At 65.5% G+C, this 23,888-nt stretch carries 21 protein-coding genes; 13 read left to right on the forward strand and 8 right to left on the reverse strand.

Annotation, left to right across the window (positions count from 1 at the left end; genetic code table 11):
• The first annotated feature begins 77 nt into the window (after positions 1-77).
• Genes ACFOEV_RS10980 through ACFOEV_RS10990 form a run of 3 tightly spaced genes read left to right on the forward strand, consistent with a single transcriptional unit; the run spans position 78 to position 2,608 of the window.
• Entirely contained in the window at positions 78-872 is a 795-nt protein-coding gene (locus ACFOEV_RS10980) for a pyrroline-5-carboxylate reductase family protein (protein ID WP_386773795.1), read from the forward strand.
• Positions 873-905: 33 nt separating this feature from the next.
• Positions 906-1,655, forward strand: a complete 750-nt coding sequence (locus ACFOEV_RS10985) for an electron transfer flavoprotein subunit beta/FixA family protein (RefSeq protein WP_386773797.1) — start codon at positions 906-908, stop codon at positions 1,653-1,655.
• Between the two features lie 14 nt (positions 1,656-1,669).
• Entirely contained in the window at positions 1,670-2,608 is a 939-nt protein-coding gene (locus tag ACFOEV_RS10990) for an electron transfer flavoprotein subunit alpha/FixB family protein (RefSeq protein WP_386773799.1), read from the forward strand.
• 145 nt (positions 2,609-2,753) lie between these two features.
• Here ACFOEV_RS10990 and ACFOEV_RS10995 read toward each other — a convergent pair whose 3' ends face one another.
• The 8 genes from ACFOEV_RS10995 to ACFOEV_RS11030 all read right to left on the reverse strand — a co-directional run bounded on the left by ACFOEV_RS10995 (position 2,754) and on the right by ACFOEV_RS11030 (position 11,461).
• Entirely contained in the window at positions 2,754-3,395 is a 642-nt protein-coding gene (locus ACFOEV_RS10995; RefSeq protein WP_386773801.1) for a TetR/AcrR family transcriptional regulator, read from the reverse strand.
• Between the two features lie 133 nt (positions 3,396-3,528).
• The gene (locus ACFOEV_RS11000) at positions 3,529-4,206 is read right to left on the reverse strand and encodes an HAD-IA family hydrolase (RefSeq protein WP_386773802.1); all 678 of its coding nucleotides are present in this window, start codon (positions 4,204-4,206) and stop codon (positions 3,529-3,531) included.
• Between the two features lie 116 nt (positions 4,207-4,322).
• A complete protein-coding gene (locus tag ACFOEV_RS11005; RefSeq protein ID WP_386773804.1) occupies positions 4,323-5,306 on the reverse strand; it encodes a 2-hydroxyacid dehydrogenase in 984 nt (327 codons plus the stop codon).
• A gap of 42 nt (positions 5,307-5,348) precedes the next feature.
• Complete coding sequence (locus ACFOEV_RS11010) at positions 5,349-6,335, reverse strand: sugar kinase (protein WP_386773806.1); 987 nt, start codon at positions 6,333-6,335, stop codon at positions 5,349-5,351.
• A 56-nt stretch (positions 6,336-6,391) separates the two neighbouring features.
• The gene (locus tag ACFOEV_RS11015; protein ID WP_386773808.1) at positions 6,392-7,417 is read right to left on the reverse strand and encodes a LacI family DNA-binding transcriptional regulator; all 1,026 of its coding nucleotides are present in this window, start codon (positions 7,415-7,417) and stop codon (positions 6,392-6,394) included.
• Between the two features lie 674 nt (positions 7,418-8,091).
• A complete protein-coding gene (fba, locus tag ACFOEV_RS11020) occupies positions 8,092-9,156 on the reverse strand; it encodes a class II fructose-bisphosphate aldolase (protein ID WP_386773810.1) in 1,065 nt (354 codons plus the stop codon).
• Between the two features lie 67 nt (positions 9,157-9,223).
• The gene (locus ACFOEV_RS11025; protein WP_386773812.1) at positions 9,224-10,390 is read right to left on the reverse strand and encodes a phosphoglycerate kinase; all 1,167 of its coding nucleotides are present in this window, start codon (positions 10,388-10,390) and stop codon (positions 9,224-9,226) included.
• 30 nt (positions 10,391-10,420) lie between these two features.
• Positions 10,421-11,461 (reverse strand): type I glyceraldehyde-3-phosphate dehydrogenase, encoded by a 1,041-nt coding sequence (locus ACFOEV_RS11030; RefSeq protein ID WP_386773814.1) that lies wholly within the window; start codon positions 11,459-11,461, stop codon positions 10,421-10,423.
• A 452-nt stretch (positions 11,462-11,913) separates the two neighbouring features.
• On the opposite strand from ACFOEV_RS11030, the gene tssB reads away from it, so the two are divergent.
• From tssB to tssH, 10 genes are read left to right on the forward strand one after another with little or no spacing between them, the layout of a single operon-like run.
• The gene (gene tssB / locus ACFOEV_RS11035) at positions 11,914-12,423 is read left to right on the forward strand and encodes a type VI secretion system contractile sheath small subunit (protein WP_386773816.1); all 510 of its coding nucleotides are present in this window, start codon (positions 11,914-11,916) and stop codon (positions 12,421-12,423) included.
• 33 nt (positions 12,424-12,456) lie between these two features.
• Entirely contained in the window at positions 12,457-13,938 is a 1,482-nt protein-coding gene (gene tssC / locus ACFOEV_RS11040; protein WP_386773818.1) for a type VI secretion system contractile sheath large subunit, read from the forward strand.
• Positions 13,939-13,953: 15 nt separating this feature from the next.
• Positions 13,954-14,385, forward strand: coding sequence for a type VI secretion system baseplate subunit TssE (tssE, locus tag ACFOEV_RS11045; RefSeq protein ID WP_386773820.1), 432 nt, complete (start codon positions 13,954-13,956; stop codon positions 14,383-14,385).
• A 23-nt stretch (positions 14,386-14,408) separates the two neighbouring features.
• Complete coding sequence (gene tssF / locus ACFOEV_RS11050; RefSeq protein ID WP_386773884.1) at positions 14,409-16,172, forward strand: type VI secretion system baseplate subunit TssF; 1,764 nt, start codon at positions 14,409-14,411, stop codon at positions 16,170-16,172.
• Complete coding sequence (tssG, locus tag ACFOEV_RS11055) at positions 16,136-17,155, forward strand: type VI secretion system baseplate subunit TssG (protein WP_386773822.1); 1,020 nt, start codon at positions 16,136-16,138, stop codon at positions 17,153-17,155. The genes tssF and tssG overlap by 37 nt, the downstream gene beginning before the upstream one ends.
• A 5-nt stretch (positions 17,156-17,160) precedes the next feature.
• Positions 17,161-18,522: a type VI secretion system-associated FHA domain protein TagH gene (tagH, locus tag ACFOEV_RS11060; protein WP_386773824.1), complete on the forward strand. Its 1,362-nt coding sequence runs from the start codon at positions 17,161-17,163 to the stop codon at positions 18,520-18,522.
• Positions 18,519-19,061, forward strand: a complete 543-nt coding sequence (gene tssJ, locus ACFOEV_RS11065) for a type VI secretion system lipoprotein TssJ (RefSeq protein ID WP_386773826.1) — start codon at positions 18,519-18,521, stop codon at positions 19,059-19,061. Before tagH ends, tssJ begins: the two co-directional genes overlap by 4 nt.
• On the forward strand, positions 19,061-20,395 hold the full coding sequence (gene tssK, locus ACFOEV_RS11070) for a type VI secretion system baseplate subunit TssK (RefSeq protein ID WP_386773828.1): 1,335 nt from the start codon (positions 19,061-19,063) through the stop codon (positions 20,393-20,395). Before tssJ ends, tssK begins: the two co-directional genes overlap by 1 nt.
• A gap of 3 nt (positions 20,396-20,398) precedes the next feature.
• The gene (icmH, locus tag ACFOEV_RS11075; RefSeq protein ID WP_386773830.1) at positions 20,399-21,256 is read left to right on the forward strand and encodes a type IVB secretion system protein IcmH/DotU; all 858 of its coding nucleotides are present in this window, start codon (positions 20,399-20,401) and stop codon (positions 21,254-21,256) included.
• 8 nt (positions 21,257-21,264) lie between these two features.
• A complete protein-coding gene (tssH, locus tag ACFOEV_RS11080; RefSeq protein ID WP_386773832.1) occupies positions 21,265-23,877 on the forward strand; it encodes a type VI secretion system ATPase TssH in 2,613 nt (870 codons plus the stop codon).
• Positions 23,878-23,888 lie beyond the last annotated feature (11 nt).

Below are 23,888 nucleotides of genomic sequence, written 5' to 3' on the forward strand. Positions count from 1 at the left end.
GAAAACAAAACCCCGATGTGCCAGGCCGTCATGAAGCAGTGAGGGATGTCGGCTTATGGCAGGAGGAGGCTGGACGAATGTCGCAAAACACAGTGATCGGCATCATTGGCGGTCATGGGTGGATGGGGCGAGCACTCGGGCTTTCCCTGCTGGAACAGGGCGTCGTGTCCGCCGGCCAATTGGTGGTCTCATCGCGTTCCGGGAGCGGCGACGCTTATCGCGACTGGCCCGACGTCCGTTGTGTCAAGGACAACCGTGAGCTGGTCGCCCTGGCGGACGTGATCGTGCTGTCCGTGCGCCCGGAGGATCTCGCCAGCGTCGATATCGAGGCACAGGACAAATTGGTCATTTCCCTGTTGGCGATGGCTTCCTTGCAGGCGATCTCCAGTCAGGTGGGAAGCCGCCGGGTGGTGCGTGCCATGCCGAACGCCGCGGCGGAAATCCGCCGGGCCTACTTTCCATGGTACGCCTCACAGCAGGTTACCGAAGCCGACAGACAGCTCGTGCAGGCGTTGCTCGAAAGCTGCGGTAAGGCACGGGAGCTGCCCGCCGAGCGCGACCTCGACTACCTGACGGCGCTGAGCGGGGCCGGGCCGGCCTACCCCGCCTTGCTGGCCCAGGCGATGCTGGAGCATGCCAAGGGGATGGGTATCGCCGACGATATCGCCCGCGAAGCCGTCATGCAGACCCTGGTGGGCGGCAGCCTGTTGCTGGAAAAGCTAGGTGACGACCCCGGCGACATGGTGGAGCGGCTGATTGCCTATGACGGCACCACGTCCAAGGGGTTACGCACGATGATCGACGGGGGCATTGAGCAGATCATTCATCGTGGTCTTGCTGAGGCTCACCAGGCGGCAAGTGGATCGCGGTAAAATAAGTCAACCAAGCAACCGGGAGAGCATGGAATGAAAATCCTCGTCGCGGTCAAACGCGTCATCGACTACAACGTCAAGATCCGGGTCAAGCCGGACCACAGCGACGTCGACCTCACCAACGTCAAGATGGCCATGAACCCGTTCTGCGAGATCGCCGTGGAAGAGGCGGTGCGCCTGAAAGAGAAAGGTGTGGCGAGCGAGGTGGTGGCCGTCACCGTCGGCCCCAAGGCCGCCCAGGAACAGCTGCGCACCGCGCTTGCCCTGGGCGCCGACCGTGCCGTTCATGTCGAGACCGATGCCAAGGTCGAGTCGCTGGCGGTGGCCAAGCTGCTGGCCAAGGTGGTCGAGGCGGAACAGCCGCAACTGGTGATCCTCGGCAAGCAGGCCATCGACACCGACAACAACCAGACCGGGCAGATGCTCGCCGCCCTGACCGGGCTGGCCCAGGGCACCTTCGCCTCCGCGGTCCAGGTCGCGGGGGACAAGGTCACGGTCACCCGCGAGATCGACGGCGGCCTGCAGACCGTCGAACTTCGGCTTCCGGCCATCGTCACCACCGACCTGCGCCTCAACGAGCCGCGCTACGCCAAGCTGCCCGACATCATGAAGGCCAAGAAGAAGCCGCTGGATACCCAGACGCCGGAAGCGTTGGGGGTCGAGGTGGCCTCGAAGGTCACGCTGCTCAAGGTCGAGCCGCCGGCCGAGCGCCAGGGCGGCATCAAGGTGGGCTCGGTGGACGAGCTCGTCGACAAACTCAAGAACGAAGCCAAAGTGCTTTGAAAGGAGCCGATTTCATGAACATCTTGGTTCTGGCCGACCATCACGAGGGTCAACTCGGTGCTGCCACGGCCCACGTGGTCGCCGCCGCCCAGCAGATTACCAACGCCAGTGGCGGCGCCATCGACGTCCTGGTCGTCGGCGAGAACGTGGCGGCGATGGCCGAGGCCGCCGCCCGGCTCGACGGCGTGACCCGGGTGCGCGTGGCGGACCATGCCGTCTATGCCCACCAGCTCGCCGAGCCGCTGGGCGACCTGCTCGCCGCGCTGGCCGATGACTACACCCACGTGCTGGCCAGCGCCTCGACCACCGGCAAGAACGTGCTGCCGCGGCTGGCCGCGCTCAAGGACGTGTCGCAGCTCTCCGACATCATCGGCGTCGAGAGCGCCGATACCTTCCGGCGCCCGATCTACGCCGGCAACGCCATCGCCACCGTGCAGAGCGCCGATCCCCTCAAGGTGGTCACCGTGCGCACCTCGGCCTTCGACGCGGTAAGCGAGAGCGGCAGTGCCGCGATCGAGGCCGTCGACACGGGGGTCGACAACGCCCTGTCGGCGTTTGTCGGCGAGGCGCTGGCGCAGAGCGAGCGCCCCGAACTGGGCGCGGCCAAGGTGGTGATCTCCGGCGGGCGCGGCATGGGCAGCGGCGACAACTTCCAGCTGCTCGAGGGCATCGCCGACAAGCTGGGGGCGGCGATCGGCGCCTCACGGGCGGCGGTGGATGCCGGCTTCGTGCCCAACGACATGCAGGTCGGCCAGACCGGCAAGATCGTCGCCCCGGAGCTGTACATCGCGGTGGGCATCTCGGGCGCCATCCAGCACCTGGCGGGGATGAAGGACTCCAAGGTGATCGTGGCCATCAACAAGGACGAGGACGCGCCGATTTTCCAGGTGGCGGATTATGGCTTGGTGGGCGACCTGTTCGAGGTATTGCCGGAGCTGGAGCAAAAGCTCTAAGGAAGATCGCGATCTTCCTCGGGCTTGCGCCAGCAGGGCCAGCAACACCCTGGCGCAAGCCCGAGCGAAACTGTATGCCGCCAAGTCATTTGGGATGTTGGAATAGTAACGCCAGGATAGAAGGGGTTATCGATAACTTCTTCTTTCAGGATGTTACTTCCGGTGTATAACCATGCCGGGCGTGGAAGCGTTGCAGCTCGCGCAGTTGTGGCGCCTGCCCGGTGAAAATCTCGACATAGGCGGGGATGCGCCGCATGCGAACTTCGAGCGCTTCCTGGGCCTTCATCGAGATATAGCCGATCTGGGTGAGGTAGATGGTGCGCCCCCGCACGTTGGCCGCCAGCGTGTCATATCCGTGACTCACGAACATCCGTGTCAGTGCCTCGATGCGTGTTTCGTCGGCAATATCGATCTCTCTGGACACCTCGTCCGACTGCAGCGCCCAGCTACGTATCGCGAATTCCAACTGCGAGTCGAGCAGCTCGGGGTTCAGCCAGCAGTCGAAGACGTTGAGAATCGCTTCAACGATGCTCTCGGCATAGGCTTCGGTCTGCCGCACCAGGCCCTGCGTATTCTTCTGACGCCAGCGCTCGATCAAGGCATCCAATAGCGCCTCGCGGTCCTTGAAGAACCAGTAGAAGCTGGTGCGTGACAGATTGAGTCGCTTGGCCAGCGGCAGGATCTTCACGCTGTCCACGCCGGATTCGAGCAGCAACTCGAAGGCCGCATCAAGCCAGGCGTCGCGGGAGCCTCTCCAATTGGTGCCGTGGTTGGTGGCGGGTTGCATCGAGACGGTCTCTCTGGTCCGGGAACACAGCGCGGCAGGAAAAGAGCGCTGATTACAAGTCGCAGTGTACATTGGTGTCTAGTTTATGTACATAAAGACAGGGTCAGCACTGACTTACCGATGCTTGGATCGCCTAGGCAGTCACGGGATTCTCTTGCGCCAGCCGGGCGATCGCCGCCGGCAGGTCTCTGGCATGGTGGATGGCGATGGCGCCTTCGGGCGTCGTTTCGGTGTCGGGGAAGTGGTTGAGGTGGACCACCCGCATGCCGGCTTCCAGTCCGGCGGCGACGCCCACCGCGGCATCGTCGATTACCACGCAGCGCTCGGGGGTATGGCCCATGGTCTCGGCGGCGATGAGGTAGAGCGCAGGATCCGGCTTCCATACGCCAAGGGTATAGGCGCTGAACAGGTTGTCACCGAAATGTGCTGCCAGGCCGGTGCTTTCCATGGCGCAGCGGATCTTGCGTTCGGGGCCGTTGGAGACCACGGCCTTGGGATGAACACCCAAGGCGTCTAGCGCTTCCGCCATGCCAGCGATAGCCTGCAACTCCTCGCGCATGCGTGTCTCCATGCGGCTGCGCATTTGGTTTTCCAGGTCCTGGCGCTGCTCGTCGTCGAGCGCATGGTGGCGCTTTTCCAGCGTCAGCACGATGGTCAGAAAGCGCACCCCGCGGAATTCCTCCATGTACTGCTCGGCGGTGAAAGGCAGGCCGAAGTACGGCAGTACCTCCGCCATCACCTGGGCCAGCAGGATTTCGCTGTCGACCAGGGTGCCGTCGGAGTCGAAGAGCAGACAGAGCGGTGATGACATGGGAACCTCGCAAAAGGATGAATGAGCTGCGCCGCCCTCAGGATACCAGAGGCCTGAAACGGTAGACGCGGAGTCCCCTCACCTCGCGAAAGTGAGGTAGGGGTAATTGAAATCTGTTACTGGCGCTGCTTCCAAGCCTCTTCGTTGACCAGGCTGATGGGCCGCTTGCCCTCGAGCGCCAGGATGATGTTGTCGACGGCGCGTTGGGCCATGGCATCGCGCGTCTCATGGGTCGCCGAACCGATATGCGGTAACGCCACGACGTTGGTCATGTACGGCAAGGGCGACTCCGGCGAGAGGGGCTCCTGCTCGAAGACGTCGAGGCCCGCGGCGTGAATCTCGCCCATCTCCAATGCGGCGATCAGCGCGGATTCGTCGACCACCTTGCCGCGCGCGATATTGACGAAGATCGCCGAGGGTTTCATCCGTTTGAATTCGCGGGCGCCGATCAGGTGCTCGGTCTCCGTGGAGAGGGGCACGGTGACGCACACGAAGTCGGCCTGGGCCAGGAGTTCATCCATTTCGCAGCGTCTGGCCCCCAGTTCTTCTTCGAGCGCCGGCTTGGGAGAGGCATTGGAGTACAGCACCGGCATACCGAAACCCAGGGCGCCACGCCGGGCGATGGCGGCACCGATGCGACCGAAGCCGATCATGCCCAGGGTCTTGCCGTGAACGTCGCTGCCGAAATGCGCCTCGCCGATGCTTGCCTGCCAGTCGCCACGCTTGACGAACTCGGCGAGTTCCACCGCCCGGCGTGCCGCGGCCATGAGCAGCAGGAAACCGGTGTCGGCGGTGGTCTCGGTGAGTACGTCCGGGGTGTTGCACAACAGGATGTCGCGACGGGTCAACTCGTCGACCGGGTAATTGTCGTAGCCCACCGAGATGGTCGCGATGGCTTCCAGGTGAGGGGCTTCGTCGAGCAACTCGGGCGCGATCTTGAGGCTGGAGCCGATCAGGCCATGGGCGTGCGCGAGCGCGGCACGGAAGTCGGGGGCGTCGGTCGAGTCGAGGCGTTCGAAGTAGTCGACGTGGAACTCCTGCCGCAGTTGCTCGAGATGCGGTGACTTGAGGCGGCTAAACGCCACGATGCGCTTGGTCATGTCGCTTTCCTTCATAGTCGGGCCCTCCTTCATGGTTGGGCTTCAATCGTCGAGGCTGGGTAGGGCGGCCTCCAGCTCGTTCAGCCGAGCGCGGCTGGGCAGGCCTTCCATGTCGCCGGGAACCTGGACCGCCTGGGCGCCGATCAGGTTGCCACGGCGCACCGCCGCCCGGGGTGAAAGGCCATCGAGCAGGGCGCTGACCACGCCGACCGCAAAGCCGTCGCCGGCGCCGACGGTATCGACCACCTCGGCCACCGGGAAACCGGGCACGGTGAAGCTTGCTTCGCTGCCACCCAGGGTACCGCGGTAATAGCTGCCTTGTGGGCCTAGCTTGAGGATCACCGCCTGGGCGCCGCGGTCGAGATAGAAGCCGGCGATATCATGGGGTGTCTCCAAGCCGGTCAGCCGGCGCCCCTCCTCAAGCCCCGGCAGTACCCAGTCGGCCGTCGCGGCCATGGCATTCAGGGTCTCGCGCATCTCGCCTTCGCTGCTCCACAGGGTGGGGCGCAGGTTGGGGTCGAAGGAGATGCTGGCGCCGGCGGCGCGAGCGTTTTCGAGCATGTGCCAGGACAGTTCGCGACAGCTTGCCGAGACGGCCGGCGGAATGCCGGTGGCATGCAAGTGGCGGGCGGTGGCGAAGCCCACCTGGGTGGCGTCGCCCGGCGACAGGTGGCTGGCGGCACTGCCGCGGCGGAAGTATTCGACCCGCGGGTCGGCACCGCCGACGGCGCGCTCCTTGAATATCAGGCCGGTGGAATGCGCCGGGTCGGTGATCAGGTGGCGGCAGTCCAGGCCCTCGTCCTCGAGGGTGTGACGGATATAGGCGCCGAAACTGTCGTCGCCGACGCGGCTCAGCCAGCCGACGCGAAAGCCCAGGCGGGCGAGGCCGATGGCCACATTGGTATCGGCACCGGCGATGCGGCGCTGGAAGTGCTCGACCCTGGCCAGCTCGCCCGGGGTATCGGCGATGAACAGGGTCATGGCCTCGCCGAAGGCGAGGATTTCGGGGGAATCGCAAGCAGTTGTCATCCTGGATGCCTCGCAATATTTGGGAACGTTACCATCATGGCGCGGCCGTCCATCACTCAGGGTGTGTCGCGGCGACGGGTCGAGCCGCGCGGGATCAACTCGGCCTGGTAGTGAATGCGCCGCGGCGGCGACCTACGGTCGGCTGTCGCCAGGCGCTGCAGCAGGCTGTCGACCGCCGACCGGCCGATGACGTCGGTGGGCTGTGCCAGTGTCGTGATGCCTGGCGCGACCAGGCTGCACCACTCCAGTTCGTCGATGCCCAGCAGACCGACATCGCCCAGCCTCGCCTCCTGAGCCTGCAGTACTCGCGTCACCGCCAGGGTGACGTTGCCATTGGCGCACAGCACGGCCTTGGGTGCCCGAGGCCGGCGTACGAGAAAGGCAGCGATGGCGTCGTCCAGCTGTCGCTCACCGCCTTCCAGTGGCAGGCATAGCGTTTCACCCGCCAGCCCCCTCGCCGCGACCTGTTGCCGAAAGCGTCCCAGGCGTGCCTGGCGAGAACTGGCCTGGGCCGGTGGCTCGCTGATGAACAGCAGCTCGCCATAGCCGCGTTCCTCCAGGTGAGCGAGGGCCATGTCGATCGCCTGGGCATTGTCGAGTCCCACCATATCGGCCTCGAAGTCGCTGAGAATACGGTCGAGCAGCACCAGCGGGGTGCCCTGGTCGGCCAGGCTGCGGAGTTCGCGGCTGGGCTGGCCGGCGGCATTGATCACCAGGCCCTCGACCCGATAGGCGGTGAGCAGGGCCAGGTGGTCGCGTTCCTGGGCCGGGTCGTTGTCGGTGTTGCAGACCATCAACGAGAACCCCCGGGCCCGGCAGGCTTGCTCCACGCCATGCATCACCGCCACCGAGAAGGGGTTGCGGATATCCGCCACCAGCATGCCGATCAGCCTCGAACGCCCTCCCTTGAGGCCGCGAGCCATCTGATTGGGGTGATAGCCGAGGCGCTTGGCGGAGGCGGCGATGCGTGACTGGAGGGCGGCCGACAGCCGATCGCGCTCGGCGCCGAAGTAGCGCGATACGCTGGTCTTGGAGACTCCGGCGTCCCTGGCCACCTCGAGAATGGTGGAGCGTCGGGTCATGGGCGATGATTTGGACACCATCTTCTCACGATAAAATGGAACCGTTCCCATCGTAGTCACCCTTCCCGCTACTGGCAACGCCGCAGGAGGGTAGACATAAGTCGCGCCAGTGCCGGGTCGTGTCCTCAAGACCCATGTGTCATATATTCCCACCCCCACAGGGGCAGAAACGCCTTGGGCAAAGGCAATCGCCAGATGGTGGTTTTTTTAAGCCATTGATTTAATTTGGCTTTCTGTTGGTCGGCGGGAATTGGCACGTATGCTGCTGCTGTTAGGGTGAGACAGGGACGACGACTTGCTCAGGAAGAGCGCTCCTTCGATAGGAAGCAGGGACGACCGTTTGCTCAGGAAGAGCAACCTTCGATGGTGGCACCGGTACCGGGATAGGTATCGAGTCCGAACATCGATGAGGAAGCATGGGAAGAGGAAGGAAGGGTAAACGATGGCACGTAATCCCTTCCCCCGTGAGGCCGCCCACGCAAAGGCGGCTGAGATCTCCTCCACTCGTGACGCATGGCAAGGCTTCCCGCCTCGGGCAGTGCTCGAGGCGGGTTTTGTGTGTCTGAGCCGCCCGCTTGCGCGTCCCGTAACCCCGTTGTCGCTCGACCAGCGGCGCGACAGTCGGGCATGAAAAAGGCGGCCGGATGGCCGCCTCGTCAGTCTTGCAGCGAAGCTCAGTTCACCTTGGGATCCAGCTCGCCACGCTCGTAGCGCAGGAACATCTCCTCCAGGTTGATCGGCTTGATCCTGCTGGCCTGCCCGGCGGTGCCGAAGGCCTCGTAGCGGGCGATGCACACGTCGCGCATGGCGGAGACGGTTTCCTTGAGGAACTTGCGCGGGTCGAACTCGGCCGGATTGTGGGCCAGGAAACGGCGCACGGCGCCGGTCGAGGCCAAGCGCAGGTCGGTGTCGATATTGACCTTGCGCACGCCGTGCTTGATGCCCTCGACGATCTCCTCGACCGGTACGCCGTAGGTCTCGGGGATCTTGCCGCCGAACTCGTTGATGATCTCCAGCCATTCCTGCGGCACCGAGGACGAGCCGTGCATCACCAGGTGGGTGTTGGGGATGCGCTCGTGGATCGCCTTGATGCGCGAGATCGACAGGGTGTCACCGGTGGGCGGCTGGGTGAACTTGTAGGCGCCGTGGCTGGTGCCGATGGCGATGGCCAGGGCGTCGACATGGGTGGCCTTGACGAAGTCGGCGGCTTCTTCCGGGTCGGTCAGCAACTGGTCGTGGGACAGCTTGCCCTCGGCGCCGATACCGTCTTCCTCACCGGCCATGCCGGTTTCCAGGCTGCCCAGGCAGCCCAGCTCGCCTTCCACCGAGACGCCGCAGGCGTGTGCCATCTCGACGGTGCGCCGGGTGACATCGACGTTGTACTCGTAGCTGGTCGGGGTCTTGCCGTCCTCGCCCAGCGAGCCGTCCATCATCACCGAGGAGAAGCCGAGCTGGATGGAGCGCTGGCACACCGCGGGGCTGGTGCCATGGTCCTGGTGCATGACCACCGGGATATGCGGGAACTCCTCGACCGCGGCCAGGATCAGGTGGCGCAGGAAGGGCGCGCCGGCATATTTGCGCGCGCCGGCGGAGGCCTGGATGATGACCGGCGAGTCGGTCGCATCGGCGGCCTCCATGATGGCGCGCATCTGCTCGAGGTTGTTGACGTTGAAAGCCGGCACGCCATAGCCATACTCGGCGGCGTGGTCCAGCAGTTGGCGCATGCTGATCAGAGCCATGAACTTACCTGTCTACGTGATGACGGCGTGACCCGCGAAGGCCACGCCGTGAGTCGGGGATTGGGGATTATGCCTCGGCGGCGGCTTCCAGCGCCGCCACGGCGGGCAGCGTCTTGCCTTCGACGTACTCGAGGAAGGCCCCGCCGCCGGTGGAGATATAGGAGACCTGCTCGGCGATGCCGTACTTGTCGATGGCCGCGAGGGTGTCGCCACCACCGGCGATGGAGAAGGCGGAACTCGCGGCGATGGCTTGGGAGAGCGCCTCGGTGCCCTGACCGAACTGATCGATCTCGAACACCCCGACCGGCCCGTTCCACAGGATGGTGCCGGCATCCTTGAGCAGGGCCGCGAAGCGCTCGGCAGTGATCGGCCCGATATCGAGGATCATCTCGTCGTCGGCAACGTGCTCCACACCCTTGACCACGGCGTTCGCGGACTCCGAGAACTCGGTCGCGACGACCACGTCGGTGGGCAACGGGATGTCGACCTTTTCCATCAACGCCAGGGCCTGGTCGACCAGGTCGGCCTCGTACAGTGACTTGCCGACATTGTACCCCGCGGCAGCGATGAAGGTGTTGGCGATGCCACCGCCGACGATCAACTGGTCACATTTCTCGGACAGCGCGTTGAGCACCTCGAGCTTGGTCGATACCTTGGAACCGCCGACGATGGCGAGCATGGGGCGCGCCGGCGTGGCGAGCGCCTTCTCCAGCGCCTCGAGCTCACGGGCCAGCAGCGGGCCGGCACAGGCCGTCGGCGCGAAGCGCGCCACCCCGTGGGTCGACGCCTGGGCACGGTGGGCGGTACCGAAGGCGTCCATGACGAAGACGTCGCACAGCGCGGCGTACTGCTTGGCCAGCGCATCGTCGTCCTGCTTCTCGCCCTGGTTGAAGCGCACATTCTCGAGCAGCACCACTTCGCCGTCGGCGAGGTCGAGGTTCACGTCGAGGTAGTCCTTGACCAGGCGCACCGGACGATCCAGCAACTCGCCCAGGCGCTCGGCCACCGGCGCCAGCGAGAACTCCTCCGCGGGCTCGCCCTCGGTGGGTCGTCCCAGATGACTCATCAGCATGACCTTGGCGCCGGTCTTCGCCGCGGCCTGGATGGTCGGCAGGCTGGCACGCAGGCGGGCATCGCTGGTCACACGGCCATGCTTGATCGGTACGTTCAAGTCTTCACGGATCAGCACGCGCTGTCCCGCGAGGTCGAGGTCGGTCATCTTGCGTACGTTCATCGGTCGTGTTCCTCGAAGTTGCAAGCCAGGTTAAGAAGCAGGGGAATGGTCCAGACGCGCCAGGTGCTGAGCGACATCGAGCATGCGGTTGGCGAACCCCCACTCGTTGTCGAACCAGCACAGCAGCTTGATCAGCCGGCTACCGGCCACCCGGGTCTGAGTGGCATCCACGATACCCGAGCGGGGATCATGGTTGAAGTCGACCGAGGCCATCGGCTCCTCGGTAAAGCCCAGCAGGCCTTGCAAACGTTCGCGACTGGCCAGCGCCAACAGGGCATTCACCTCGTCGGCAGTGGTATCGCGACGCACGCAGATCGCCAGGTCCATGGCCGAGACGTTGATCGTCGGCACACGCACATGCAGGCATTGAAAACGGTCCGTCAGGTGCGGCATCAGGCGGTTGATGCCCCGCGCCAGGCCGGTGTCCACCGGCACGATGGAGTGCATGGCCGAACGGGCCAGGCGCAGATCGGTCTGATGGTAGGCGTCGATCACCGGCTGGTCGTTCATCGTCGAGTGGATGGTGGTGGTGACGCCATGCTCGACACCTAGTGCCTCGTCGAGCACGGTGAGTACCGGTATCAGGCAGTTGGTGGTGCACGATGCCGCCGAGACGATGCGGTGGTGGGGGGCCAGGCTGCGCTCGTTGACGCCGCAGACGATGGTGGCATCGACGTCGCTCTCGCCAGGCTGCGAGAACAGCAGGCGACGAGCGCCGGCATCGAGATGGCGACTTGCCGTGGCGCGATCCTTGAAACTGCCCGAGCACTCGAGCACCAGATCGATGTCGAGCTCGTCCCACGGCAGCTTGTCGGGATCGGTTTCGGAGATCACGTCGATGATCCGGTCGTTGACATGCAGGCGGCCCTCATGGGTCTCGACGCGCCCCGGAAAGCGACCGTGGGTGGTGTCGTAACGCGTGAGGTAGGCGATGGTATCCAGATCGGACAGGTCGTTGATCGCTACCACCTGCAGGGCGGGGGAAAGGGCGTGAGCGGGACGCTCCATCAGCGCGCGCAACACGCACTGGCCGATACGACCGTAACCATTGATGGCGATGCGGTAGGCCATGGGCAGGGCTCAGACAATCAGGGAAAACAGCGATTCTAGCGCAAAACGGGTGCCGCTGACCAAGGTGGTGTGAGAGAGGGCAAGCCGCCGGCAAAATCTCCTCGTTTTGTAAGAGATCTCTGACAATTCATGTAATCCATCTCAACAATTCGCTTATTCAGGCTTTCCTGAATCCAGTGGTTTTATCGAAATTTGAAGATTTTTGGGGCCTTTTGCGCCCCGTTACGCTGATTGTCCTTGTAGTCCTGGGTCAAACAAACGCTTTTATGACCGCCTTTCCTTTGTCGCTGTAGTTGTTACCCTCCCCGCAAACTACATGGCTATGCCCCGGTGCTGAGCCACCGTCTCGGTGGTGACCGATCAGCGGGCCCCCTCTTGGGGCCCGGTGTTTTGCACGGGGTAAATGGCTGAATACAGCAACGCGGGATGTTGCCTGCCAGGGAGCGATAGCAATGGCCAAAGAGGGAACCGTTGCGCCGAAAGAGCGCATCAATATCAAGTACGTGCCGGCCACCGGCGATCAGCAGGCGGAAACCGAATTGCCGCTCAAACTGCTGGTGGTGGGGGATTTCAAGGGCGGTACGGAAGAGACGCCGATCGAGGAGCGTGACGCGGTCTCGGTCGACAAGAACAATTTCCATTCGGTCATGCGTGAGGCGGGACTCGGGCTGCAGGCCGCCGTCCCCAACCGCCTCGTGGAGGGCGATGAGCCCTCGGATCTGGCGGTGAACCTGGAATTCAAGTCGCTCGGCGATTTCGCGCCCGACAGCGTGGCGCGCCAAGTGCCGGAGTTGCGCAAGCTGGTCGAGTTGCGTGAAGCCCTGGTGGCACTCAAGGGGCCGTTGGGCAATGTGCCGGCCTTTCGCGATCGGCTGCAGAAGCTGCTCGAGAGCGACGAGGCGCGTCAGCAACTCCTGGCCGAGCTCGAGCTGCTCGAGACGAACCACCAGGGCGACGCCTGATTCACCGCACCGCAAGGGATCCGAGGCATTCTCATGACCGATACGGCACAACAGCAAGGCCAGGCCGCCGAGACGCTGGTCGAAGACTCCCTCCTCGACCAGGTGATGGCGCAGACGCGCCTGGCGCCGACCGAGGAAGGCTACGACATCGCCAAACAAGGGGTGGCGGCGTTCATCGCCGAGCTGCTGCACAGTGACAGCGACGCACCTCAGGCCAACAAGGCCGTGGTCGATCGCATGATCGTCGAACTCGATCGCAAGATCGGCAGTCAGGTCGACGAGATTCTCCACGACCGGGACTTCCAGCAACTCGAGTCGGCCTGGCGCGGCCTCAAGCTGCTGGTCGACCGCACCGACTTCCGCGAGAACATCAAGCTCGACCTGCTGCATGCCACCAAGGAGGAGCTGCTGGAGGATTTCGAGTTCGCTCCCGAGCTCGGCCAGAGCGGGCTCTACCAGCATGTCTATGCATCGGGCTACGGCCAGTTCGGCGGCGAACCGGTGGGCGGGATCATCGGCCATTACGACTTCTCGCCCTCGACCCCGGACATCAAGCTGCTGCAGTACACCGCTGCCGTCGGCGCCATGGCCCATGCGCCGTTCCTGTCCTCGGTGGCGCCGGACTTCTTTGGCATCGACAGCTTCGAGGAACTGCCCAACATCAAGGACTTCAAGGCCATCTTCGAGGGGCCGAAGTACGCGCGCTGGCGGAGCCTGCGCGAGTCCGAAGACGCCCGCTACCTGGGGCTGACCGCGCCGCGCTTCCTGCTGCGCATGCCCTACGACCCGGTCGAGAACCCGGTCAAGAGCTTCAACTACCGCGAAACGGTCAACGCGGATCACGAGCACTATCTATGGGGCAATACCGCCTACCTGCTCGCCGAACGCCTCGCCGACAGCTTTGCCAAGTATCGCTGGTGTCCCAACATCATCGGCCCGCAGAGCGGTGGTGCCGTCGAGAACCTGCCGGTGCATACCTACGAGGCGCTGGGCCAGCTGCAGGCCAAGATCCCCACCGAGGTGCTGGTCACCGACCGTCGCGAGTTCGAGATGGCCGAGGAGGGCTTCATCTCCCTGACCATGCGCAAGGGTAGCGACAACGCCGCCTTCTTTTCCGCCAATTCGGTGCAAAAGCCCAAGGCCTTCCCCAATACCCCCGAAGGCAAGGCCGCCGAGACCAACTTCAAGCTCGGCACCCAACTGCCTTACATGTTCATCATCAATCGCCTGGCGCACTACATCAAGGTGCTGCAGCGTGAGCAGATCGGCTCCTGGAAGGAGCGCCAGGATCTCGAGCGCGAGCTGAACGCCTGGATTCGTCAGTACGTCGCCGACCAGGAGAACCCGCCGGCCGACGTGCGTAGCCGTCGCCCGCTGCGCGCGGCATCGATCCAGGTCTCCGACGTCGAGGGCGATCCGGGCTGGTACCAGGTGTCCCTGGCGGTGCGTCCGCACTTCAAGTACATGGGAGCCAACTTCGAGCTGTCGCTGGTCGGGCGTCTCGACAAGGAGTAAGGGAGTGCCACCGCCATGACGCATCGCAGTGGCGGCATGCTCGGTAGTCGGCTGTTCGAGCGCCTGGGGGCGTCCGAACCGCCGGTCGTCGAGGGTGACGAGTCCCGCCTTGCCGAAGCTATCGAATCCATCAAGCGGCATCTGGTCGACTTGCTCAATAGCCATCCGGGGCATAGCGAATGTGCCCCGGAGCTCGGATTGCTGGACTTCAATGACGCCACCGTCGGCGTACTCGACCTGGAACTCAATATCCAGCGTGCCATCCGTCAGTGCATCGAGCGGTTCGAGCCGCGGGTGCAGCGCGTGGAGGTCGAGTCGTTGCCCAAGGCGGGGGATCCCTTGCAGTTGCGATTCCAGGTGCACGCCACCCTGGATATCGGCCGAGACAGCGCCCAGACCACCATCGATCTGTTGCTCAACGACAAACGTTATCAGTGCCTGGACTGAGCGCTGACACCACCGAGGCCCGCATGCTCAATCGCTACTACCGGGACGAGCTCAATTTCCTGAAGCGGCAGGGGCGGGAGTTTGCCGAAGGCAACCCCGGACTCAGCCGTTTCTTGTCCGAGCGCAGTACCGACCCCGATGTCGAGCGACTGCTGGAAGGCTTCGCCTTCCTGACCGGGCGCATGCGCGAAAAGGTCGAGGACGAGTTCCCCGAGCTGACCCACTCGCTGATCGGCATGCTGTGGCCCAATTACCTGCGCCCGGTACCGAGCATGACCGTGGTGCAGTTCACGCCGACCTGGCACACCCTCAGCACCGGTCAGCATGTCGCGCAGGGCACGTCGCTGGCCAGTCGGGCGGTGGAGGGCACGGCCTGCCGTTTTCGCACCTGCCACGATGTGGCCCTGTATCCCCTCGAGCATGCCGGTGTCGAGGCGCGCCATTCGCGTGAAGCCTCGATCGTCGAACTGGGGCTCGACGTGCATAGCGATCAGCCGCTGAATGCCCTGGGCATCGATGACCTGCGGCTGCACCTGGGCGGCAACGCCTATACGGCGCGCACCCTGTACCTGTGGCTCAGCCATTATCTGCAGCGTATCGAACTGGAGATCGACGGGCGCCACATGTCATTGCCCAGCGCGCTGCTCAAGCCGGTCGGTTTCGAACGCGAACACGCCCTGTTGCCCTATCCGCGCAATGCCTACCAGGGGTATCGCATCCTGCAGGAATACCTGTGCTTTCCCGAGGCCTTCCATTTCTTCGATCTGGCGGGCCTGGGACGTTATCTCCCCGGAGCGCAAGCCGAACGGCTCACGCTGCGCTTCGTGTTCTCGCGGACCCTGCCGGCGGATGCCAAGGTCGGCGACGAGCATCTGGCGCTCTATTGCACGCCGGCCATCAACCTGTTCTCCCACGATGCCGATCCCATCGATCTCAGTGGCGAGCGCAGCGAGTACCGCATCCATCCCAGCAGCCGCTATCCCTCGCACTACGAGGTATTCAGCGTCGATGAGGTGCACGGCTGGCTGGAAAGCGAGTCCGGCAAGATCCGCGGGGAGCCGCGCAACTACGTGCCGTTCGAGAGCTTCCAGCACCAGATCGAGCGCGATCGACAGCGCCAGGCGCTGTACTACCGCGTACGGGTGCGCGACAGCCTGCGCGGCGACGGCTTCGATCATGACATCGCCTTCGTGCGCGGCGACGAGCGCGCCTGTCTGGGGCTGCGCGAGACCGTCTCGCTGCGCCTGACCTGCAGCAATCGTGAGCTGCCGGAACGGCTGACCGTCGGCGATATCTGCGAGCCCACCGAGGACAGCCCGGCCTATGCCTCGTTCCGCAACATCACGCGGCCGACGCCGGCGCTGCGGCCGACCCTGGACGGCAGCCTGCTGTGGACGCTGATCTCCAACCTGTCGCTCAACTACCTGTCGCTGCTCGAACGCGATGCGCTGTGTTCGGTACTGCGCGCCTATGACTTCCGCGCGCTGGTCGATCGCCAGGCGGAACGCGTCTCCCAGAAGCGCCTGACGGGCATCGCCGACATCGAGACGCAATCCATCGACCGGCTGAAACGAGGCCTGCCGGTACGCGGCCTACGGTCGGTCATGACCCTCGACCAGGAGGCGTTCGGCGACGAGGGCAGCCTGTTCCTGTTCGGCAGCGTGCTGGCGCGCTTCTTTTCGCTGTACGCCAGCATCAACTCGTTTCACGAGCTGCACGTCATCAACCGTCACAATCGCGAGCGCTATACATGGACCTTGCAGTCGGGTCAGCAGCCCCTGATGTAGCGCTCGCGCCCCTGCTCGACGGGGCGCGTCGCTACGATTTCTTCCAACTCGTCGAGCTGTTGCATCGTCATCACGACGACGACCTCGAGCGCGGTCTCGACAACCAGCCGCCTTTCGAGCGGGTGCGCTTCAAGGCATCGGCATCGCTGGGTTTTCCCGGCAGCGACGTGGTGGCACTCGAGCCCCGCCAGTCCGGGAACTATGCGCTGGAAGTCAGTTTCTTCGGCTTGCAGGGGGCGCAGTCGCCGCTGCCCGGCTACTACCTGGAAACCCTGGCCCACGATGCGGCGCATCACGAGGGCGTGGCCGGCGACTTTCTCGACTTCTTCAATCACCGCCTGTTGACCCTGGTCCACCGCGCCTGGCGCAAGCATCGCCACTATGTCCGCTACCAGGATGGTGCCAGCGACGGTTTCTCCGCCGCCATCTTCGCGCTGGTGGGGTTGGCCGACAGCGAGCTGCGCGGCGAGACCCCGATCAACTGGAGCAAGATGCTGGCCTACGCCGGCCTGCTCGCCGGCCGCTCGCGCTCGCCCGAGGTGGTGTGCGGCATCGTCGGCCACTGTTTCGACCTCGACGAGGTTCACATCGAGCAATGGGTGCAGCGCTGGGTCACCATTCCCGAGGACCAGCGCAGCCGTGCCGGCCAAGGCGCCATGACGCTGGGCAGCGACATGGTCGCCGGTGAACGGGTCGCCGATGTCGGCGGCAAGTTTGCGCTGTGTCTGCGCGGCCTGAGCCTGGGGCGGTTCCGCGACTTTCTTCCCGACGGCTGCGAGCACGCGTCACTCGAGACGCTGGTGAACTTCGTGCTACGTGAGCCGATGGCCTACGACCTGGAACTCGAGCTGCTGCCGAGTGCCGTCCGCCCGATGCGTCTGGGCGAAGCCGGCAGCAGCCAGCTCGGCTGGACCACATTCGTCAATCCCGAGTCCGGTAGTGCCTCGCGGCGCCGCCGGGTGCGCATCCAGATGACAGGGTAATGCCCATGCAAGCCACCCCGCATTCCGCGATCACCCTGGTGGTCACCAATAGCGAGCGACTCGAGGGCCGCTCTACCAGCAGCCACGTGTTCCACGCTGGCGGCGGCACCCTGGGCAGCGCCGAGAGCGACGACTGGCTGTTGCAGGATCACGCCGGCCGTATCCATCCCGGCCATGCCCGGATCCAGCGTTTCGATGGACGTTTCTGCCTGACCGACCTCAGCGGTCACACCTTCGTCAACCATGCCACCCTGCCGCTCGGCCGCGACCGTCGGGCCGCGTTGCGCGATGGCGATGAACTGCGCCTCGGCGACTACCACCTGCGCGTTCACCTGGGAGACCGCCAGGCTGGCCTGCCGGGCGCCCAGCCACTGACGATGCTGATCAACGAGGAACAGGAAACGCCGGACGCCCAGGGGTCGCCACTGGCCCGGGATACGCCGCTGATGAACGCGGCGCCGCCGCGACAGGACGACCCGCTCGAGGCGTTGGGGGAGGCGACTCCCGGGGCCAGCCAGCGCGATCCGATCACCGCCCTGGAACACCCCGAAGACGACGCCGATTGCGTCACCGGGACCTTGATCGACGAGTTGGAAGACCAGCACGTGCGGGTGGCGGGCTATGACCTACAGGACCGGCGTGAGGCGGCGATGCGCATGCCGGAGATTCGACGACACGAGGATGTGAACATGGATGAACGGCTGTTGAACGATCTGGAGCGCTCGGTCGGCGAGCAACTCGAGGACCGCTGGCAGGAGCCGGCATCGAGTGCGGCGGGGCATGTCGGTGCCGACCCGCTGCTGCGCGCCCTGGGAGCCGAGCTACGCTTTCGCGACAGCGAACAGCAGCAGGCCTTCCTCGAGGAGGCGGGGCGCACCCTGCGCGCGACCATCGCTGGCCTGCAGCGCCTGCATCAGTCCCAGGACGATAGCCGCTACCCGCTCCGCGACCGCCGCCTGCAACCCATCGAGGACAATCCCCTGCGTCTGGGCCAGCCCTATCAGGAGACCGTCGCGACGCTGTTCTCCGCGAACCGCAGCCCGGTGCATTTGTCGGCGCCGGCTGCCGTCGCCGAGTGCCTGGCCCATCAGGGGCAGCATCAGGCGGCCGTCGAGGAAGCCATCGGGCAGGCGCTCAAGTCGATCCTCGACGCCTTCGCTCCCGAGGCGCTGCTCAGGCGTTTCCACGCCTATCGCGGCGCCGGCAACCGCATCGACGACGAGGGCGGTTGGGCGTGGGAGATGTATCGCCATTACTACCAGGAACTGAATTCCGGACGTCAGCAGGGGTTCGAGAAGCTGTTCTGGGAAGTCTTCGAGCAGGCCTATGACCAGTCGGTGCGTCGCCAGCAACGGGAGGACGCATGAGCGGGCAAGGCGCCAGCCGGCAGGCCGCGATGTCATGGCTCGGGGTGGCGCTACTGGCGCTGCTGCTCAGCGGCTGCACCACCGCCAGCAAGACCTGGCAGGTCGTGAGCGATCCGTCGATACCGGTCGGCTATCCCGAGGACCGCCCCACCCAGGTGGATCTGAGCATGGTGGCCGAGCCCGGCGTCAACCCCAATGTCGAAGGTGAGGGCACGCCACTGCAGTTTCAGATCCTGCAGCTCAAGGACGACTCGATGCTGATGGCCGCCGACCACGACCAGCTGCGCGAGGACCTCGAGGAGGCGCTGGGCACCAACTACCTGGCGCATGACGACTTCACCCTGCTGCCGGGGCAGTTCAAGTTCTACGAGCCCTTCGACATCGACGAGGACACCCGCTACGTCGGCATCATCGCCTTCTACGCCACGCCCGACGCAGCGCAGTGGAAGAAGGTGGTCAAGGTCGAATCGCGCGGTCACGACTATCACCTGCTGGTGCAGTTGCGCGAGCACGAAGCCGAGCTAAGGAAGGAAGACTGATGGCCAGCCGCAATCGAGTGGTATGGAGCGAAGGGCTGTTCATCAAGCCACAGCACTTCCAGCAGCAGCAGCGCAGCCTCGAGGGGTTGATCGACACGCGCCTGCGCGGCGTCAGCCACTACTTGTATGGCTTCCTGACGCTGGAGCTGAACGCCGAGTTCCTGAGCTTCGGGCGCATCGCCGTGAGCCGGGCCAGCGGCGTGATGCCCGATGGCACCGCCTTCCAGTTGCCCGATGACGATATCGAGCCGCAGCCGCTGGAGATCGACGAGCCCGGCATCACCAATCAGGTGGTCTACCTGGGCCTGCCGCTGGCCACCGATGCGGTGGGCGAGGTGCGTTGGCCGGACGACGACCTGCCGACTCGCTACCGCTGGTCCCAGCGCGCCGTGCGCGACCTGCACTCCCGCGACGGCGACACGGCCGACCTTGACGTCGCCAGGGTCGCTCCCCGGTTGCTGCTCGAGCGCGATGATCGCAGTGCCTACGCCTGCCTGGCGGTGGCGCGCATCGTCGAGCGGCGGCCGGACGGCAGCCTGGTGCTCGACGAGCAGTTCATCCCGACCCTGCTCAATGTCCAGGCGGCACCGACCCTGCAGCGTTTCGTCGGCGAGATGGCGGGCCTGATGCGCGAACGCGCGCGCAACATCGCCCAGCGCCTGTCGACGCCGCACCAGACCGGGGTCGCCGACGTCTCGGATTTCATGTTGCTGCAACTGCTCAACCGGGCCCAGCCGCGTTTCCAGCACCTGGCGCGTCTCGGCCAGCTACATCCCGAGCGGCTGTACGACACCATGCTCGAGACCGCCAGCGAACTGGTCACCTTCACCGACGAGTCGCGCTTGCCGCCGGAGTCTCCGGCCTACGACCACGAGCACCCCGAGCGCGCCTTCCGGCCGCTGATGCAGCGGCTGCGCCAGGCCCTGTCGACGGTGCTCGAGCCGCGCGCGCTGGCGATCCAGCTGCAGTCGCGCCGCTATGGACTGCTGGTCGCGCCGCTGTCGGACCCGGGATTGCTCGACGAGGCCGACTTCATCCTCGCGGTACGCGCCGACATGCCCCACGAGCGGCTGCGCAAGCTGTTCCTGCAGCAGACCAAGGTGGCCAGCGTCGAGCGCATCCGCGACCTCATCAGCCTGCAGTTGCCGGGGGTGCCGCTGGAGCCGCTGCCGGTGGCGCCGCGCGAGCTGCCCTATCACGCCGGGTACAGCTACTTCCAGCTCGACCGGCAGAGCCAGGCCTGGAGCATGCTCGCCGGGGCCAGTGGCTTCGCCTTCCATGTGGCGGGCGAATTCCCTGGATTGGAAATGCAGTTCTGGGCGATCAGGAGTTAAGCCATGCAAGACCTTGCTACGCACCACGACGCGGGCCCTCATGACGCTGGACTTCATGGCATCAGGCCTCGTGACCCCATGCGCCATGAGGACCGCATCAACGCACAGGGCGTGGATCAACTGATCCATAGCCACTCCGAGCAGCTGGACGCCGACGAGGATTACTGGTTCCGCCTGCGTGGCCACAACCTCAACCCGCTGGTGGACGCCGCCAGTTCGCTGCTGGGCATGGTGGTGCGGGTGCGCCAGCTCGATGCCCTCGACGACCTCGAGCGTCTCTACACCCAGGTGGTCGACGAAGTGTCCGCGATCGAGATCGAGCTCACCGAACAGGGCTACGACCGGCCGACGCTGTTGGCCTATCGCTATGTGCTGTGCTCGTTCATCGACGAGGCGGTGATGGGGACCTCCTGGGGCCATCAGAGCAAGTGGGCGGAGCATTCGTTGCTGACGCGCTTCCACAACGAGACCTGGGGGGGCGAGAAGGTGTTCTCGATCCTCGCGCGCCTGCAGCAGGAGCCGCAGCGTTATCGCGACATGCTGGCCTTCATCTACCTATGCCTGTGCCTGGGCTTCGAGGGGCGCTATCGGGTCATGCCCCAGGGCCGTGAGGAATACGAGAACGTGGTGCGGGCCCTCGGCGATCAGTTGGCGGCGCTTGGCGAGCCGCCCGACGATCTGCTGACCCAGCCACTCGACAACGTCGTGCAGGGGCATCGTCGTCATGGCCAGGGATTGCCGGTGTGGGCGGTATTCGCGCTGTTCGGCGTGACCATGGTGGCGATCTACGCGGGGCTTTCCTGGTCGCTGGACCAGCAGGCCGCGCAGGTCAGCGCCTTACTCGACCAGATTTTCAGCTAGGAGACATCATGCTCAGGGTAGAGCTTCCGGCACTCATCGGCCGACTCAACGCCATCGCCCGCCAGGGCCTGGAGCAGGCGGCGGCCTTGTGCGCCGAGCAGCAGGCACCGGAGGTCACCGCCGGCCATCTGCTGCAGGTGCTGATCGATCAGCCGCTATGCGATCTGCGCTGCCTGCTGGAGGGGCAAGGGGTCGAACTGGGCGAACTGCGCGCCCGGCTCGCCGAGGAATCGCGGCCGCCCCGCGACCTGGTGGTGACCACGCCGAGCTTTTCGCCACTGCTGATCGAACTGCTCCAGGACGCCTGGCTACTGGCGTCCACCGAGTTTGATCATGGCGAGCTGCGTAGCGGCCTGATCTTCACTGCCCTGCTGCACAATGCCTCACGGTACCTGGGGCCGCGTAGCGTGGCGCTGCTCGCCGGCATCAATCGCGAGAGCCTGCGCCGCGACTTCGAGGGACTGACCATCGGCTCCGCCGAGGCGCCGCGGGCCGACGACGAGACGCCGGCCCGCCGGGCGCCAGCTGCATCGGGTGACGACAGCGCGCTGGCGCGCTTCGCCACGTCACTCACCGACCAGGCGCGGCGCGGCGAGCTCGACCCGGTGCTGTGCCGCGACCCGGAGATCGACCAGATGCTCGATATCCTCGGGCGGCGGCGCAAGAACAATCCGATCGTCATCGGCGACGCCGGCGTCGGCAAGAGCGCCGTGGTCGAGGGACTCGCCGCGCGCATCGTGGCCGGCGAGGTGCCGGCGGTGCTGGCCGATGTCGAACTGCTGACCCTGGATCTCGGCGCCCTGCAGGCCGGGGCCGCGGTCAAGGGCGAGTTCGAGAAGCGCCTCAAGGCGGTGATCGACGAGGTGAAGAGCGCCCCGCGCCCGATTCTGCTGTTCATCGACGAGGCGCATACCCTGATCGGCGCCGGCAACCAGGAGGGCGGCGGCGATGCCGCCAACCTGCTCAAGCCGGCCCTGGCGCGCGGCGAGTTGCGCACCATCGCCGCCACCACCTGGCGCGAGTACAAGAAGTATTTCGAGAAGGACCCGGCGCTGTCGCGGCGCTTCCAGCCGGTCAGCCTGGTCGAGCCCAGCGTCGAGCAGGCCCTGGTGATCCTGCGCGGGCTGCGCGACGTCTACGAACGCGCGCATGGCGTACTGGTCGGCGATAGTGGTCTGCGGGCCGCCGCCGACCTGTCGGCGCGCTACCTGGCCGGCCGCAAGCTGCCCGACAAGGCCATCGACGTGCTGGACACCGCCAGTGCCCGGCTGTCCCAGGCGCTGGATACCCCGCCCCGGCGTCTCAGCCACCTCAAGAGCGAGCATCTGGCGGCGTGCCGCGAGCGTGAGCAGCTCGATCGCGAGGCGCTGCTGGGGCGTCGCCAGGAGGATGACCGCGAGACCGAGCTCGACGCCCGGCTGGCGCGACTCGACGACGAACTGGTCGCGCTGGAAAGCGCCTGGCAGGCGCAACGCACGTGTGTCGACGCCATCCTCGCCCTGCACCGGGAACTGCTGGACGACGACAGCGACGATGACGAACAGGCACAGCGTCGTGTGGCCCTGGCCGAGCACGAAGCGCGGCTCGCCGACCTGCAGCAGGAGTTTGCGCTGGTCAACGCCAGCGTCGAGGAGGCGCAGATTGCCCAGGTCATCGGCGACTGGACCGGGGTCCCGGTAGAGCGCATGACCAGCGACGAGCTGACCCGCCTCACCGAGCTTCCCCAGCACCTGGGACAGTCGGTGCAGGGGCAGGCGCTGGCCATCGAGCGCCTGCATCGCCACCTGCTCACCGCACGCGCCGACCTGCGCCGCCCCGGTCGCCCGCTGGGCGCCTTCCTGCTGGTCGGCCCCAGCGGGGTGGGCAAGACCGAGACCGTGGTGCAGATCGCCGAACGGCTCTACGGCGGCCGCCAGTTCCTGACCACCATCAACATGTCCGAATACCAGGAAAAGCACACCGTGTCGCGGCTGATCGGGTCGCCGCCCGGCTACGTGGGGTTCGGCGAGGGCGGCCTGTTGACCGAGGCCATCCGCCAGCGGCCCTACTCGGTGGTGCTGCTCGACGAGGTCGAGAAGGCGCATCCGGACGTGCTCAACCTGTTCTATCAGGCCTTCGACAAGGGCGAGCTGGCCGATGGCGAGGGGCGGCTGATCGACTGCAAGAACGTGGTGTTCTTCCTGACCTCGAACCTGGGCTATGAAGCCATCGTCGCCCACGCCGACGACCCTACCACGCTCGATGCCGCCCTCTACCCGGTGCTGGCGGATTTCTTCAAGCCGGCGCTGCTGGCGCGCATGGAGGTGGTGCCGTATTTCCCGCTGGGGGCCGATACCCTGCGCGATATCGTGCATGCCAAGCTCGACACCCTGGCCGAGCGCATTCGCGCGCGCCATCGTCAGGCCGAAGTGGTGCTCGACGCGAGCCTGGCCGACGCCATCTGCGCGCGTGCCACGCGCAGCGAGAACGGCGCGCGCATGCTCGAGTCGGTGATCGATGGCGAGCTGCTGCCGCCGGTGTCACAGGCGCTGCTCGAGCGCATGGCCCGGCGCGAGCCGGTGACCCGCGTGGCGCTGGGCGTGGATGCCGACAGCGGCGCCTTCACCGCGGAGGTGGCTTGAGACCATGGGCG

This window comes from Litchfieldella rifensis, assembly GCF_042646605.1.
In the GTDB taxonomy this organism is placed as follows: domain Bacteria; phylum Pseudomonadota; class Gammaproteobacteria; order Pseudomonadales; family Halomonadaceae; genus Litchfieldella; species Litchfieldella rifensis.